This is a genomic window from Myxococcota bacterium (assembly GCA_035498015.1).
GTDB lineage: Bacteria > Myxococcota_A > UBA9160 > SZUA-336 > SZUA-336 > VGRW01.
On record DATKAO010000103.1, the window covers coordinates 1 to 13,694 of the forward strand.

General features: G+C 71.6%; 17 protein-coding genes. 8 read left to right on the plus strand and 9 right to left on the minus strand.

All coding sequences use genetic code 11. The features are described 5' to 3' along the window. Window positions 1-495 (plus strand): aldo/keto reductase (locus VMR86_08925; protein HTO07167.1); only part of this gene is annotated, 495 nt, incomplete at its 5' end. Window position 496: 1 nt separating this feature from the next. Here VMR86_08925 and VMR86_08930 read toward each other — a convergent pair. Then, window positions 497-1,438, minus strand: a complete 942-nt coding sequence (locus VMR86_08930; GenBank protein ID HTO07168.1) for a trypsin-like peptidase domain-containing protein — start codon at window positions 1,436-1,438, stop codon at window positions 497-499. 50 nt (window positions 1,439-1,488) lie between these two features. Between VMR86_08930 and VMR86_08935 the strand changes: the two genes are divergently transcribed. Beyond that, complete coding sequence (locus VMR86_08935; GenBank protein HTO07169.1) at window positions 1,489-1,905, plus strand: VOC family protein; 417 nt, start codon at window positions 1,489-1,491, stop codon at window positions 1,903-1,905. Here VMR86_08935 and VMR86_08940 read toward each other — a convergent pair. Both VMR86_08940 and VMR86_08945 read right to left on the minus strand, forming a co-directional pair. Beyond that, window positions 1,877-2,710: a TauD/TfdA family dioxygenase gene (locus tag VMR86_08940; GenBank protein HTO07170.1), complete on the minus strand. Its 834-nt coding sequence runs from the start codon at window positions 2,708-2,710 to the stop codon at window positions 1,877-1,879. The genes VMR86_08935 and VMR86_08940 overlap by 29 nt on opposite strands. Window positions 2,711-2,778: 68 nt before the next feature. Next, window positions 2,779-3,957 (minus strand): acetyl-CoA C-acyltransferase, encoded by a 1,179-nt coding sequence (locus tag VMR86_08945; GenBank protein ID HTO07171.1) that lies wholly within the window; start codon window positions 3,955-3,957, stop codon window positions 2,779-2,781. Between the two features lie 46 nt (window positions 3,958-4,003). Here VMR86_08945 and VMR86_08950 point away from each other — a divergent pair, with 46 nt between their 5' ends. From VMR86_08950 to VMR86_08960, 3 genes are read left to right on the plus strand one after another with little or no spacing between them, the layout of a single operon-like run. After that, on the plus strand, window positions 4,004-4,678 hold the full coding sequence (locus VMR86_08950) for a TetR family transcriptional regulator (protein HTO07172.1): 675 nt from the start codon (window positions 4,004-4,006) through the stop codon (window positions 4,676-4,678). After that, complete coding sequence (locus VMR86_08955) at window positions 4,675-5,697, plus strand: aldehyde reductase (protein HTO07173.1); 1,023 nt, start codon at window positions 4,675-4,677, stop codon at window positions 5,695-5,697. Before VMR86_08950 ends, VMR86_08955 begins: the two co-directional genes overlap by 4 nt. Beyond that, a complete protein-coding gene (locus tag VMR86_08960) occupies window positions 5,697-6,554 on the plus strand; it encodes a glycerophosphodiester phosphodiesterase family protein (GenBank protein HTO07174.1) in 858 nt (285 codons plus the stop codon). Before VMR86_08955 ends, VMR86_08960 begins: the two co-directional genes overlap by 1 nt. On the opposite strand, the gene VMR86_08965 is transcribed toward VMR86_08960, so the two are convergent. Beyond that, window positions 6,509-8,113 (minus strand): Na+/H+ antiporter, encoded by a 1,605-nt coding sequence (locus VMR86_08965; GenBank protein HTO07175.1) that lies wholly within the window; start codon window positions 8,111-8,113, stop codon window positions 6,509-6,511. The genes VMR86_08960 and VMR86_08965 overlap by 46 nt on opposite strands. A 151-nt stretch (window positions 8,114-8,264) precedes the next feature. Between VMR86_08965 and VMR86_08970 the strand changes: the two genes are divergently transcribed. Continuing rightward, on the plus strand, window positions 8,265-8,786 hold the full coding sequence (locus VMR86_08970; protein ID HTO07176.1) for a DNA starvation/stationary phase protection protein: 522 nt from the start codon (window positions 8,265-8,267) through the stop codon (window positions 8,784-8,786). A 29-nt stretch (window positions 8,787-8,815) separates the two neighbouring features. Here VMR86_08970 and VMR86_08975 read toward each other — a convergent pair whose 3' ends face one another. The 3 genes from VMR86_08975 to VMR86_08985 all read right to left on the minus strand — a co-directional run bounded on the left by VMR86_08975 (window position 8,816) and on the right by VMR86_08985 (window position 10,419). After that, the gene (locus VMR86_08975; GenBank protein ID HTO07177.1) at window positions 8,816-9,118 is read right to left on the minus strand and encodes a hypothetical protein; all 303 of its coding nucleotides are present in this window, start codon (window positions 9,116-9,118) and stop codon (window positions 8,816-8,818) included. A 2-nt stretch (window positions 9,119-9,120) separates the two neighbouring features. After that, complete coding sequence (locus VMR86_08980) at window positions 9,121-9,882, minus strand: hypothetical protein (GenBank protein HTO07178.1); 762 nt, start codon at window positions 9,880-9,882, stop codon at window positions 9,121-9,123. A gap of 135 nt (window positions 9,883-10,017) precedes the next feature. Continuing rightward, complete coding sequence (locus VMR86_08985; protein ID HTO07179.1) at window positions 10,018-10,419, minus strand: hypothetical protein; 402 nt, start codon at window positions 10,417-10,419, stop codon at window positions 10,018-10,020. Between the two features lie 106 nt (window positions 10,420-10,525). Between VMR86_08985 and VMR86_08990 the strand changes: the two genes are divergently transcribed. Beyond that, window positions 10,526-11,734 (plus strand): amidohydrolase family protein, encoded by a 1,209-nt coding sequence (locus tag VMR86_08990; protein HTO07180.1) that lies wholly within the window; start codon window positions 10,526-10,528, stop codon window positions 11,732-11,734. Between the two features lie 9 nt (window positions 11,735-11,743). After that, window positions 11,744-12,187, plus strand: coding sequence for a hypothetical protein (locus VMR86_08995; GenBank protein ID HTO07181.1), 444 nt, complete (start codon window positions 11,744-11,746; stop codon window positions 12,185-12,187). 36 nt (window positions 12,188-12,223) lie between these two features. Here VMR86_08995 and VMR86_09000 read toward each other — a convergent pair whose 3' ends face one another. After that, the gene (locus VMR86_09000) at window positions 12,224-12,739 is read right to left on the minus strand and encodes a thermonuclease family protein (protein ID HTO07182.1); all 516 of its coding nucleotides are present in this window, start codon (window positions 12,737-12,739) and stop codon (window positions 12,224-12,226) included. 209 nt (window positions 12,740-12,948) lie between these two features. Continuing rightward, window positions 12,949-13,694 (minus strand): DUF6285 domain-containing protein (locus VMR86_09005; GenBank protein ID HTO07183.1); only part of this gene is annotated, 746 nt, incomplete at its 5' end.

Below are 13,694 nucleotides of genomic sequence, written 5' to 3' on the forward strand. Positions count from 1 at the left end.
TGCGCGGTCCACCCGATCGCCGCGCTGCAGACCGAGTACTCGCTGTGGAGCCGCGATCCCGAGGACGCGATCCTCGGCGCCTGCCGGGAGCTCGGCATCGGCTTCGTGGCCTACAGCCCGCTCGGACGCGGCTTCCTCACCGGCCAGATCCAGCGCTTCGAGGACTTCGCCCAGGACGACTACCGGCGCTTCTCGCCGCGCTTCCAGGGCGCGAACTTCGCCAAGAACCTGGAGCTGGTGAAGCGCGTCGAGTCACTCGCGCGCGAGAAGGGCTGCACGGCCGGCCAGCTGGCGCTGGCCTGGGTGATGGCGCAGGGCGACGACGTGGTGCCCATTCCGGGCACCAAGCGCCGCAAGTATCTCGAGGAGAACGCTGCCGCGTCCGACGTCGCGCTCGGCCCGAAGGACCTGGCGAAGCTCGACGAGGTCGCGCCGCGCGGCAGCGCGGCCGGCGAGCGCTACCCCGCCGCCATGATGGGCTCGGTCGGCCGCTGACTCAGCCGTCGGCCTCGGGCGTGACCGTGAGCGACGAGCGCTCGCGCCCGCGCACCAGCTCGAAGCGCACCGGCACGCCGATCCGCGTCTCGCCGAGCAACGCGATCAGCGCATCGACCGAAGCGGTGGGCTTGCCGTCCAGGGTGAGCAGCCAGTCACCCACCCGCAGGCCCGCCTTCGCCGAGGGGCTGCGTTCCGTGACTTGCAGGACCTCGACCACCGACGGGCGGTCGAGCCCCAGGAGCCGCGCCATGCGCGGGTCGATCGGCCGCGTGCGGCCCGCCAGCCCGATGCGCGCGCGCCGCACGAGCCCGTGCTGCAGGAGCTGCGCGACCACGTAGTCGGCCGTGCTGGCCGGGATCGCGAAGCCGATGCCCTGCGCGTAGGCGATGATCGCCGTGTTCACCCCGATCACGGCCCCCGTCGAGTCGAGCAGCGGGCCGCCCGAGTTGCCCGGGTTGAGCGGCGCGGTGTGCTGGATGACGCTGTCGATCAGCCGCCCGTGCGTGCCGCGCAGCGAGCGGCCGGTCGCGCTCACGATGCCGGAAGTCACGCTGGACTCGAAGCCGAGGGGATTGCCGATCGCCACCACGAGCTGGCCGGCGCGCGGGGCGCGGCCGGTCTCGAGCCGCGCGAACGGCAGCGAGTGGCCTTCGACCTGCACGAGCGCCAGGTCGGTCGCCGGGTCGCGGCCGACCAGCCGCGCCTTCAGCGCCCGGCCGTCGGGCAGGCCGGCCTCGTAGTCCGAGCCGGCGGCCACCACGTGGTCGTTGGTCAGCGCGTAGCCGTCGGGCGTGATCAGCACGCCCGAGCCGTGGCCGCCGCCGCCCGTGCGCACGCCGATCACGGCGGGCGCGACGGCGTCGACCACGTCGATCACCGCGCGCGAGTAGGCATCCAGGAGGTCGCGGTCGAGGACGGGGGGCGTCTGGGGGGACGTCATGATCGCGAAAACATGAGACCGGATGGCGCAGCGGCAAGTAAGCTCGGCTCATGCCGGCGATCCCTTGCTTGCGATACCAGGACGCGGCCGCCGCCATCGAATGGCTGTGTCGGGCGTTCGGCTTCGACCGGCACCTGGTCGTGCCGGGCCCGTCTGGCGGCATCGCGCACGCCGAGCTCACGCACGGCGACGCCATGATCATGCTCGGCTCGACGGGCGGGCCGTACGACGCCCTGGTCTACCCGCCCGAGAAGAACGGTGGCGTGTGCACGCAGACCCTCTACCTGGTCGTGTCAGACCCCGACGCGCACTACCGAAGGGCTGTGGCCGCGGGTGCCCCCGTGGTGACTCCGATCGAGGACAAGCCGCAAGGCGGGCGCGGCTACATCTGCCGGGATCCCGAGGGAAATCTCTGGAACTTCGGCAGCTACGACCCGTTCAAGCCGGCGGCTCGCCCTGCAAAGTGACCCGGTGGATGATGCGCGGCTCGTTGCCGTAGTCGGCAATCGCGTAGTGCATCGTGCAGCGGTTGTCCCAGAAGCCCACGTCGCCCTGCGACCAGCGGCGGCGCACCGTGTGCTCGGGCAGCGTCGAATGCTGGAACAGGAAGGCCAGCAGCGCCTCGCTCTCGGCGTAGGCCAGCTCGCAGATGTGCGAGGTCCAGGCGGGATTCACGAACAGCGCCTTGCGGCCGGTGACCGGGTGCGTGCGCACCACGGGGTGGCGTGCGCTGGGGAGTGACTCGGGCAGCTTGATCCTCCCCGGCTCGAGCCGGCGCATGCGGTCCTTGCGCTGCACCTCGCGCGCGGCGGCCGCGACCTCGTGCTGGGCGGTGAGTCCCCCGAGCATGCGCTTCATCGGCTCCGACAGCGTCTCGTAGGCGGCGTACATGTTGGCCCACAGGGTGTCTCCGCCGTGGTCGGGGCAGAGCTTCATGGACAGGATCGAGCCGAGCGGCGGGCGCGGCGAGAAGGTCACGTCGGTGTGCCAGACGTCGGCACGGCCGCCGTCCTTCGCGGACAGCACGGCGACCTCCTCGTGCTCGGGCGTGTGCGGAATGAACGGGTGCTTGCCCTCGGGCGTTCCGAACGCGCGTGCAAACGCCAGGTGCTCGGCCGGCTCGAGTGACTGCCGCGGGAAGAAGATCACCAGGTGCTGGTGCAGCGCGTCGCGCACGGCGTCGCGAGTCGGCGCGTCGAGCGGTTTCGCGAGGTCGATGCCGAGGATCTCGGCGCCGATCTTGCCGGCCATGGGGCGGATCTCGAGCGTCATGGGGGTCTCTCCTGGCTTCGGGCGGCCGACAGGCCGCCGGTGATGATGAATGGAATCGCCCGCGCCGCCTAGGGCGCCTCGAGGTACGCCGCGGTGGCCATGCCGCCCGCGGTGCACACGCCGACCACCGCGCGGCGCTGCTTGCGGCGCCGCAGCTCGAGCAGGGTCGAGCCGAGATAGCGCACGCCGGACATGCCGTACGGATGGCCGAGCGGCACCGCGCCGCCGTTCACGTTCGTGATCTCCCAGGGAGTCTCGAGCTGCGCCTGGTTGTAGAGCGTGGTGACCGCGTAGGCCTCGTGCAGCTCCCACAGGTCGACGTCGGACGGCGCGAGCTGGTGGTGCTTCAGGATTCGCCGGATCGCGGGCGCGATCGCGATACTCATCTCCTCGGGCGGCACGGCCGCGAGCTGCATGCCGCGGAACAGCCCGAGCATCGGCAGTCCCCGGCGCGCCGCGAGGTCGGCGTCCATCAGCACGACCGCGGCCGCACCGTCGGAGAGCTGCGAGGCGTTGCCGGCAGTCACCGTGCCGCCGGGGTACACGGGCGGGAGCTTCGCGAGCTTCTCGAGCGTGGTGTCCGGGCGCGGCCCCTCGTCGCGGTCGAGCGTGACCTTCTCCTGGCGCACCGCGCCGGTGGCCTTGTCGGTGACCTTCATGGTGGTCGTGAAGGGCACGATCTCCTCGCCGTAGACGCCGCGCGCCGCCGCCGCTGCGACCCGCGCCTGACTGCGCACGACGTACTCGTCCTGCGCCGCGCGCGAGATGGCGTACTTCTTCGCCACGAAGTCGGCGGTCTGGTTCATGGTCCACCACACGGCCGGCATGCGCTTCTGCAGCGGCTCGTAGAAGAAGCCATTCAGGTTGATGTGTGACTGGGTCATGCTGATGCTCTCGACGCCGCCCGCGACGATCACGCTGGCCTCGCCGGCGGCAATGCGGTTGGCGGCGATCGAGGCCGCCGAGAGACCCGAGCCGCAGTAGCGGTTGATCGTCATGCCCGGCACCTCGTTGCCGAAGCCGGCCTCGAGCCCCGCGGTGCGCGCGATGTTGTGACCCGTCGCGCCCTCGGGCAGGCCGCAGCCCAGCACCACGTCTTCGATCTCGCCGGCCTCGATGCGCGCGCGCGCGACGGCGTTGCGCAGCACGTGCGCGGCGAGGGGAATGCCGTGGGTCTGGTTCAGCGCCCCGCGGTTGGCCTTGGCGATCCCGGTGCGGCAGTAGGAGAGGACGGCGACGGTCTTCATGGCCCCGACTCTAGCGCCGGCGAATAAATGACCTATGGTCAGCTAAATGCCGACCGCCCGAGCTGCCCGACGCGCGCCCTATCAGCGCGCGCGCGCGCCCGCCCACAAGGCCGAGCGCCTCGAGGCGATCCTCGACGCGGCCGAGGCGCGCGTGCGCCGCGAGCCCTTCGCCGACATCCAGATGAGCGACCTCGCGCGCCGGGTCGGGCTGGTGAAGGGCACGCTGTATCTCTACTTCCCCACCAAGGAGGCGCTGTTCGTGGCGGTGGTGCGCCGCGTGTTCGCGCGCTTCTTCGCGGCCGCGGCGGCGGGCGTCGCGGCGGCGCCCGCCACGCGCGCCGGTGTCTGCGGCGCGCTCGCGGGAGCGATCGGCGCCGAGCCCGCGCTGCGGCCGCTCGTGGCCGTGCTGCACACCGCCCTCGAGCACAACCTGTCCGACCGCGGCGTGGCCGACTTCAAGCGCTTCCTGCTCGGCGAGGTGACTGCGCTCGGCGCGCGCATCGACGCGCGCCTGCGCTGGCCCGCGGGCTCGGGCGCGCGGCTCGTGCTGCGCCTGCACGTGCTGGTGATCGGCCTGCACCACGTGGCCACGCCGAGCCCCGCCGTGCGGCGCGCGCTGGCCGACCCCGCGCTCGCGCTCTTCCGCAGCGACTTCGCGGCGCAGCTCGCCGAGCTCCTGCCGCTCGTCGCCCACCCCCTGCCCGAAGGAGAGACTCCATGAAGGGAACCGTGCTCGTGACCGGCGCCGCCGGCTTCATCGCCACTCACTGCCTGCTCGCGCTCCACCGCTCCGGCTATGCGCTGCGCGGCACGCTGCGCTCGCGCGCGCGCCGTGACACGTTGCTCGACGTGCTGCAGCGCGCCGCGGGCGAGCCCGTGCCCGTCGAGTGCGTCGAGGCCGACCTCTTGCGCGACGAGGGCTGGGCCGAGGCGGTGCGCGGCGTCGACGGCGTGCTGCACGTGGCCTCGCCGCTGCCGCGCGTCCTGCCGCGCGACCCCGAGGAGCTGATCCGCCCCGCGCGCGAGGGCGCGCTGCGCGTGCTGCGCGCCGCCGAGGCTGCCGGCGTGCGCCGCGTGGTCATGACTTCTTCGACCGCGGCCATCTGCTACGGCCGCGGCGCGCTCGGGCGGCCGTTCACGGAGAGTGACTGGTCCGATCCCGAGGGCCGCGACAACTCGAGCTACACCCGCTCCAAGACCTACGCCGAGCGCGCCGCATGGGACTTCGTGCGCAGCCCGGGCGTGAAGCTCGAGCTCGCGACCGTGAATCCCGGCGCCGTGCTGGGCCCGGTGCTCGAGCAGGACTACGGGACCTCGGCGGAGATCGTGCTGAAGCTCCTGAACGGCGACTTCCCCGGCATTCCCGACTTCGACTTTCCGATCGTCGACGTGCGCGACGTGGCGGCCGCGCACCTGGCCGCGCTCGAGTCACCGGGGGCGGCCGGCCAGCGCTTCCTGTGCGTCTCGGGGAACATGAGCATGCGCGAGATCGCGGCCGTGCTGCGCGCGCACCTGCCCGAACGCGCTGCGAAGCTGCCGCGCCGGGAGCTGCCGCACTGGCTGGTGCGCGTGGCGGCGCTCTTCGACCCGGTCACGCGCGCGGTGGTGTTCGAGCTGGGCATCCGGCGCGAGTGCGATACGCGCGCCGCCCAGACGCGGCTCGGCTGGAAGCCCATGCCCGTCGCGCAGAGCGTGCGAGACACCGCCGACAGCCTGATCGCCCAGGGGCTCGTGCGCTGATGCGCGGCCCGCTCGCCGCGGCGCTCGCGCTGTTGCTCGCGGCGGGCTGCAGCGCGCGCAAGGACCCGCTGCTCGAGCGGCTGCGCGGGCCGCAGGTCGCGGCGCACCGCGGCGGCTTCGGCTTCCCCGACTCGAACACCGTGGCGCGCTTCGAGCTCACGCGGCAGCTCGGCGTCGAGGTGTTCGAGACCGACCTGCGCCTGTCCAAGGACGGCGTGGTGTTCCTGTTCCACAACGAGCGGCTCGACAAAGTGACCGACTGCCAGGGCCGGCTCGCGGACCGGACTGCCGACGAGCTCTCGCACTGTCACTTGAACGGGCTCGAGCGCGGCCCCGACCGCTTCGAGGACGCGCTGCGCTGGGCCGCCGGACGCGTGGTGCTCGACGCCGAGCTCAAGGCGCGCGAGGCGGTGCGCCCCGCGATCGACCTGGTGGCCAAGTACGGCGCGTGGGACTGGGTGTACTTCCAGGTCGGCAGCGGGCTGCGCGTGTATCAGGCCGTGCGCGACTACGACTCGCGCGTGGCGCTCGAGGCCTCGCCGCGCGGCCCGCGCGCCGAGGAGTGGCTGGCCGCGCTGCTGGCGGCGCGCGACTCACGGCTGCTCTCGATCCAGCTCCATCCCGACTTCCTCTCGGACGAGCTGGTGGGCCGCGTGCACTCCGCCGGCAAGGTCGCCTCACTCAACGCCTTCCAGCTGGCCCCCGAGACCGAAGGCGCGAGCTGCACGCGCGTGTTCGAGGCCGGCGTCGACATCGCCGTGACCAACGCGCCCGAGCCCTGCCTGAAGCAGCGCGACGGCGCGCGCACGACTCACTCGGCGAGTGTCTCCGCGCGGCGCAGCTCGGCCAGCCCGTGACGCGCCGCTTCGAGATCCAGCTCCGTCTCCAGCTGCAAGAGGACCTCGTCGCTGATCACGTCGTCGCGGCGCAGCTCGAGCAGCGCCAGGCGCTCGGCCAGCAGGCTCTCGAAGCGTGCGCGCTTGGCGCCGCGCTCGACGATCAGGCTCGACGCGCCGTCGCAGGCCCGGCGCAGCCGGCCCTCGTACTGCTCGCGCAGCGACGCCAGCGCGCGCGGATCGGCCCAGGGCTCGGCCTCGAGCGCCTCGAGCCGCGCCAGCGCCGAGCGAGCCGCGTGCGAGCGCGCGCGCACCTCCTCGCGCATGGCCTCGTCGTCGACCGGCAGCTCGAGCCACTGGATGATCGGCGCCAGCGAGAGCCCCTGCAGGACGAGCGTGCAGAAGATCACCACGAAGGTGATCAGCACGATCTCTGAGCGGAACGGCAGCGGCGATCCGTCGGGCAGCGACAGGGGCAGCGCCATGGCCGCGGCCAGCGACACGATCCCGCGCAGGCCGGTCCAGCCGAGCAGGAACATCGCCTGCCAGGTCGGCATGGGGTCACGCTCGCGCAGGCGCCTCGACAAGCGCCGCGGGAGCCAGGCGAAGAACGGGACCCACAAGAGTCGCGCGGCGATCACCACGAGCGACACCACGATCCCCTGCCCGATCAGCGGCCCGAGCCCGCCGGGGCGGATGTCGGCGACCAGCCCGCGCAGCTGCAGCCCGATCAGCAGGAACAGCACGCCGTTGATCGCGTACGTGACCAGGTCCCAGACCGGGCGGCCCTGGAGTCGGACGCTGGGCGCCACGTCGGTGCCCGGCGCCTGGCGCAGCATGAGCCCCCCGGCCACGCACGCCAGCACCGCCGAGGCGTGCACGGCCTCGCCCAGCATCCAGGCGAGATAAGGGGCCATGAGCGTGAGCAGGGTCTGGGTCGGCACGTCTTCGATCCAGCGCCGCGCGCGAACGCTCGCCCAGCCGATCGCCAGGCCGATCGCGACCCCCACCGTGGCGGCGAACACGAAGGTCGCGAGCGACTCGCCCCAGTCGAAGGTGCCGGCCACCATGGCGCCGACCGCGCCGCGGTAGAGGATCAGCGCGGTGGCGTCGTTCACGAGGCTCTCGCCCTCGAGAATGGTGACCAGGCGGCGCGGGACGCCCGCCGCCCGGACCACCGCCGTGGCCGAGACCGCGTCGGGCGGCGAGACGATCGCCCCCAGCGCGATCGCCGCCGGCCAGCCCAGGCCCGGCACCGCCAGGTGGACGGTGATCGCCGCGGCGATGGTCGTGGCGACCACCAGGCCGACCGCGAGCAGCGAGATCGGCCGCACGTTGGCCCGGAAGTCACGCAGCGACGTGAAGTAGGCCGCCGACCAGAGCACCGGGGGCAGGAACACGAAGAACACCAGGTCGGGCTCGAGCCGCACCTCGGGCAGACCCGGCACGAAGCTCACGAGCAGCCCCGCGAACACCAGCATGACCGGGTAGGGAATCGGCAGGCGCCGCGCGGCCGACATGGCCAGGAGCACCACACCCAGGAGCACCAACACGATCTGCAGGGTTTGCGGGGTATTCATCCGGCCCGCCTACGTTGGCATACCGCGGCCGGACACTCACTTCCCCGTTGGAACGGCTCTCGCAAACGGGCATCTTCAGTCCAGGAACCCCAGGCGCACGCCGGGTCGGCGCGCGCCTTTGTGCAAACCCGCATCCAGGAGCCCCCTCGACATGAAGGACAAAGACGCGAAGTCGCGGCGCAGCGCGCGCCTCCAGACCCCCACCGATCTGGGGTCGGCGGCCACCAAGGACGTCTCGGCGGCGCTGAACCTCTTGCTCGCAGACACGTTCGCGCTGTATCTGAAGACCAAGAACTTCCACTGGCACGTCTCGGGCCCGCACTTCCGCGACTACCACCTCTTGCTCGACGAGCAGGCGGACCAGATCTACGCGACGACCGACCCGATCGCCGAGCGCGTGCGCAAGGTCGGCGGCAGCACGCTGCGCTCGATCGGCCAGATCTCGCGCCTGCAGCGCGTGAAGGACAACGACGCCGAGTACGTGACTCCGCTCGACATGATCGCGGAGCTGCGCGAGGACAACCTGGCGTTCGCGGCGCGGCTGCGCGAAGCGCACGCGGTGTGCGACGAGTACGGCGACGTCGCGAGCGCGAGCCTGATCGAAGTGTGGATCGACGAGGCCGAGCGCCGCGCCTGGTTCCTGTTCGAGACCACGCGCGTGCGCGGGGAGTAAGTCAGTCGGTCAGGTCCTGCCGACTTCCCTCAGCTCCCGAGGCGCTGGAAGACCTTGTCCGGTGAGTCGGCGCGCGAGTCGTCGCCGAGCAGCGCGAGTGCGCCGCGGATGCGTTCACACACGTTCGGCACGTCGGCGATCTTCTGGCTCTGCAGCTGCTTGGGCAGGAGCCGCTCGACCACGACCTTCATCTGCGCCGAAGTCACGTTGCTCGCCTCGAGGCCCGCGTCCATGAGGGCCAGCTGGATCGCGCCGCGCGCGTTCCAGCGGTCCATGTTCGCGAAGCGCTCGAGCTCGCTCTGCACGGCTTCGAATGCGGCTGAAGCTGCCATGGTCAGGCCGTCGCCAGCTGCGGCGCGCGCGCCGAGCGGTGCACCCAGCGCGTGTACGCGGCGGGCGGCATGAAGATGAGCACGAGGAACACCGTGTTGAGGATCCCGCCGGCGCACGTCACCGACACGTTGATCGGGTTGCGGGCCAGGTTGTAACCCATCGCGAGCATGATGGCGGACACCGAGATCCAGGCCATCGAACACAGCCCCGAGAGGGTCCACAACAGGAAGCGGTTGGTGACCACCGCGTCCGCCATGCCCAGCGCCATGCGCTTGCGCATCATGCGGTAGTAGCGGAAGCCCTCCAGCGCGGTCCACACGTAAGAGAGCAGGAGCACCCCCACCATCAGCGCGAGCGGCGTGCGCGCGTGCGCAGTGACTTCCAGGGGATCCGTGTACGCGAGCCAGGAGTGGATGATTCCGAGGCCCGACCCGGTCAGCACGGCCGAACCGATCGCCGCCAGCACCAGCGCCCAGTACGCCGACGGCCGGAACACCTTCACGGTGAAGAACAGGAAGCAGCAGCAGCCGAACACGAGCGACGTCTCGCCCACCAGATACAGGGGCGTGGCGACGGCGCGGTTGCTGAGCTGCGACGAGACGATCGCCAGCGGGTAGCCCAGCGCCGGCGCCCCGATGTACGAGAGGCCGGCGAGCAGCTCGGGCAGCCCGTGGGAGCGGTTCGCGCGGATCAACAGGCGAACCCCGACCACGGCGCTCGCGATCGTGTAGATGACCAGTCCGATGACGCTGAAGCTTTGCATTTCTTGTCGGGCCTATCGGTGGGCAGCGCCGAACAGTTGAGCATGACGTTTGGAACGCCTGGCGAAGGGGGCACGGGAATCACTTTGCGGTCGGACGCCGTGACTCTTGCGCACGTCTTGCCGGTGAGTGTGGGGTCAGGGGCCGGGCGGCGCCGCCGGGAAGACCTGCTCGAACGCCAGCACGCTCACGGTGATCTCGAAGTGACCGCCGTCGCCCGGGGCCAGGGGCTCGTCGACCGGGCTCTGGAAGGTGACTCGGCCGCCCGGCGGCAGGTCCGTGCTCACGCGGACTGACTGCGCGCGGCCCGGGTCGACGTTCCCGGGCTTGAATTCGTTCGCCCAGCGGTAGTGGTGCTGGACCAGCAGGGTCACGCTGCGCACCGGCGTGTCGGTCTCGTTGTGGAGCGTGCCGGTGACCATGCCGTTCTGCACCGCGGCGTTCTCCAGCTCCACGCGCGCCTGCGAGGGCGCGACGTTCGTGATGCGCGGCGGGTCGGCCAGGATCCACAGCGTGGCGACGACGAATGCGAGCTTCATCACGTCCTCCGGGGCTGCGGGAGGGGGTGGTGCAACGCATGTGCCGGGGCCTGCCGTTCCCGCGCGCGGGTGGCGGCTCGGGTACCATGGCGCCGGAGGGCGCGAAATGTCGCTTGCAGAAGCTTCCCGACCCTACGTCGTGATCTCGTCGGACACGCACGCGGGCGCGAGCATCCAGACCTACCGCGAGTATCTCGACGCGGAGCACCAGAAGCTCTTCGACGAGTGGCGCGGCGGCTACAAGAACCCGCAGCGCGAGCACATCGGGTCGAAGAAGCACAAGAATTGGGACGACACCGAGCGCATGCGCGACATGGAGACGGAAGGCGTGGTGGGCGAGATCATCTTCCCCAACACCGTCCCGCCCTTCTTCCGCACGAGCGTACTGATCTGCGGCAACCCGTCGGTCGCCGACTATCCGCTCTGGCTGCAGGGCATCCGCGCGCACAACCGCTGGCTCGCCGACTGGTGCGCGGAGTTTCCCGAGCGCCGCGCGGGCATCGGCCTGGTGTATCTCAACGACATCGACGCGGCGATCGAAGACGTGCGCTGGATCGCGGAGCACGGGCTGCGCGGCGGCGTGCTGCTGCCCCACGTGCCGCCGGACTGCACGCACCTCTTGCCGCTCTACGCGCCGGAGTACGACCGCTTCTGGGCGGTGTGTCAGGACCTGGGGGTGGTGATCAACCACCACGGCGGCACGGGCTCGCCGGACTACGGGAGATACAAGGTCTCGCTGCCGATCCGCCTGGTCGAGACGGGCTGGTTCTCGACGCGCAGCTACACCCACCTGCTCTTGTCGGGCGTGTTCGAGCGCTTTCCGCGGCTGCGCTACATCGTGACCGAGTCGGGCTGCGCGTGGGTGCCGTCGACGCTGGAGAACCTGGACCGCCTGTGGGCGCGCATGCGTTCCGGCGTGGTCGGTGAGTTCCAGTTCGCCGACGGCGCGCTGCCGCCCGAGCCGCCCAGCTTCTACGCCCGGCGCAACTGCTGGTACGGCGCGAGCTCGCCGTCGCCGCGCGAGCTCGAAGGCCGGCACCAGATCGGCGTGGAGCACCTGTGCTGGGGCAGTGACTACCCGCACCACGAGGGCACGTACCCGTACACGCGCAAGTCACTCCGTCACACCTTCCACGCCATGGACCCCACGGAGGTGCGCGCCATGCTCGGGGAGAATGCCGCGCGCCTGTACGGCTTCGACCTGGGCAAGCTCGAGCCGCTGGCCGCGAAGTTCGGTCCTACGCCCGAGGAGGTGGCCCGGCCGCTCGCGCCCGAAGAGCTGCCGAGAGACTCCGGGAGCATGGCCTTCAGCTGACGACCGGCGATGCGGGGCGTCCGCGTCTTTCTGGTGGTGTTCGGCGTGTGCGCGGTCGCCGCGGCGATCGCGCTGCCCTACCTGTTCCGCCGCGTGGCGGAGCTGTCGGAGTCGCTGAACGCCGACTGGGAGACCTGGAAGCGCGAGACGGAGGCGTTCGCGGCCGCGCATGAGCAGGCCGAGTGCGTGCCCGAGGCGCTGCGCCGCTCTGCCGAGTGCGGCGAGGGCGTGACCTGCGGCTTCCACGTGTCTTCGTTCATCGACGTGTGTCTGGCGCGAGCCCGCCACAGCCCAGAGCTCTGCCGGGACGTGCCCGACGATCCCGCCGCGCTGCAGCGCTACCCGCACGAGCGCTGCGCCGAGTCGAATGCCCAGACACCGGCCTGCATGCTGATCCACATGACGCTCGCGCAGCGCTGCGCGGCGCAGCGGGCCAAGAGACACAAGAGCTGAGCGGTTGCGCGGGGCGCTCGGCGCGATCCAGACGCCTCAGTGGCGCGGGTGCGACTTGCGCCACTTCCAGGGCGGGATCCGCTCCTGCGGCGGGAGTGCCCAGAGTCCGCGCTTGGCCGCGCGCGCCTCGCGCTCGAGGGAGTCGAGCCGCGCGTCCTTCGCGTAGCGGCGGTAGACCCAGGCGTTGCCCTCTCGCACGAGCTCCTCGTTCACGTCGACCGCCCCCACGAACACGCGCGCCACCGTGCGGCCGTAGCGGTCGGTGTCCTGACGCTCGAAGCGCACCCGCTTGCCGTCGACCAGGCGCTGGAGCGCTGCGCGGGACTCCTCGCCCCACGGCTGCCCGTGCTCGGGGCTGTCGATTCCGGCCAGGCGCAGCTCGATGCGCTGCCCGTGGCCGGCGCGCAGCGCGAGTGAGTCGCCGTCGTGCACGGTCGCGACCGCCAGCTCGCGCGCGGCCGGGGCGAGCAGCCCCAGCGCGAGCGCGCACACCGCGAGTGCGCGGATTGCAACGTTGGAGCCGGGTGAGTCCGCGTGCGGGACGGCACTCACTGAGCGAAGTCTCAGGGATTTCTCCGGGGCCGGCAGCGCGGCGGCGGCTAGTGTAGCGACGCGAGGGGACGGTGCGAGCAGCGGTGATCGCACTCCTGATGGGCCTCACTATGGCGGCGCGACTGCGCGCGGCTTCACGATCGGCGAGGCGCCCCGTCGCCGCCGCAGTGATGGCCTGGCTGCCGGTCGAGGGGCCGTGCTGCTGTCGATCAGCCTCTCGCGTTAGCGAGCGCCGTCTTGAAGCCGCTGTAGCTCGGCTGGTCGATCGCGGCCTGGTTCACCACGGCCTCGCGCAGATACTCGGCCAGGCCGGGCCGGTCCAGCGGCAGCGTGTGGTCGCGCAGGCGGCGCACCAGCGACCAGCGCAGTGACTCGAGGTCGCCGCCCTCCTCGAGCAGGCCGCGCAGGCGGTCGGCCTGGTGCGCGCGGTGGCGCTCGCCGACCGCGAGCTCGCGCAGCACCACGTCGAGCGAGTTGCCCGCGACGCGCGCCAGGAACTGCGTGCGGCCGCGCGTCTGCGCCATGACGTCGTCGCGCAGGTAGTCGCGCACGCTGGTCACGAGCTCGTCGATGCGCGGCATGTCGACGCCCGGAGTGGCGGGCGGCGGCTGCAAGAGCTCGACCGGTCCGGGAATCAGGAGGTTCACGCAATCGACCTGACACTCCGAGCTGCGCCGGCCGATGGCCGGGCGCTCCACGGTCTTGTCGGGCCCGCTGCGGTAGTGCTCGGCCATGCCGAGACAGCCGACCGACCACCAGAACGAGCCGAACACCTCCCAGAACTTCACCCGCGCCGGATCGACCTTCTTGCCCGACTCCTGCTCGTAGCCGCGGAACAGGTCGGCGTAGTGACCGAAGCCGCCCACGGGCAGGGCACTGCCGAAGCGCCAGGAGTTGGTGCAGATCCAACCCAGGTCGCGCATCGGGTCGCCGATGTGCGCGATCTCCCAGTCGA

Excerpts from the sequence above, each read along its gene's own strand:
- VMR86_08970 (HTO07176.1), top strand. The coding sequence starts at position 8,265 with ATGAAGGACAAAGACGCGAAGTCGCGGCGCAGCGCGCGCCTCCAGACC.
- VMR86_08950 (HTO07172.1), top strand. The coding sequence starts at position 4,004 with ATGCCGACCGCCCGAGCTGCCCGACGCGCGCCCTATCAGCGCGCGCGC.
- VMR86_08985 (HTO07179.1), bottom strand. The coding sequence starts at position 10,419 with ATGAAGCTCGCATTCGTCGTCGCCACGCTGTGGATCCTGGCCGACCCG.
- VMR86_08945 (HTO07171.1), bottom strand. The coding sequence starts at position 3,957 with ATGAAGACCGTCGCCGTCCTCTCCTACTGCCGCACCGGGATCGCCAAG.
- VMR86_08940 (HTO07170.1), bottom strand. The coding sequence starts at position 2,710 with ATGACGCTCGAGATCCGCCCCATGGCCGGCAAGATCGGCGCCGAGATC.
- VMR86_08965 (HTO07175.1), bottom strand. The coding sequence starts at position 8,113 with ATGAATACCCCGCAAACCCTGCAGATCGTGTTGGTGCTCCTGGGTGTG.
- VMR86_08980 (HTO07178.1), bottom strand. The coding sequence starts at position 9,882 with ATGCAAAGCTTCAGCGTCATCGGACTGGTCATCTACACGATCGCGAGC.
- VMR86_08930 (HTO07168.1), bottom strand. The coding sequence starts at position 1,438 with ATGACGTCCCCCCAGACGCCCCCCGTCCTCGACCGCGACCTCCTGGAT.
- VMR86_08990 (HTO07180.1), top strand. The coding sequence starts at position 10,526 with ATGTCGCTTGCAGAAGCTTCCCGACCCTACGTCGTGATCTCGTCGGAC.
- VMR86_08955 (HTO07173.1), top strand. The coding sequence starts at position 4,675 with ATGAAGGGAACCGTGCTCGTGACCGGCGCCGCCGGCTTCATCGCCACT.
- VMR86_08960 (HTO07174.1), top strand. The coding sequence starts at position 5,697 with ATGCGCGGCCCGCTCGCCGCGGCGCTCGCGCTGTTGCTCGCGGCGGGC.
- VMR86_08975 (HTO07177.1), bottom strand. The coding sequence starts at position 9,118 with ATGGCAGCTTCAGCCGCATTCGAAGCCGTGCAGAGCGAGCTCGAGCGC.
- VMR86_08995 (HTO07181.1), top strand. The coding sequence starts at position 11,744 with ATGCGGGGCGTCCGCGTCTTTCTGGTGGTGTTCGGCGTGTGCGCGGTC.
- VMR86_08935 (HTO07169.1), top strand. The coding sequence starts at position 1,489 with ATGCCGGCGATCCCTTGCTTGCGATACCAGGACGCGGCCGCCGCCATC.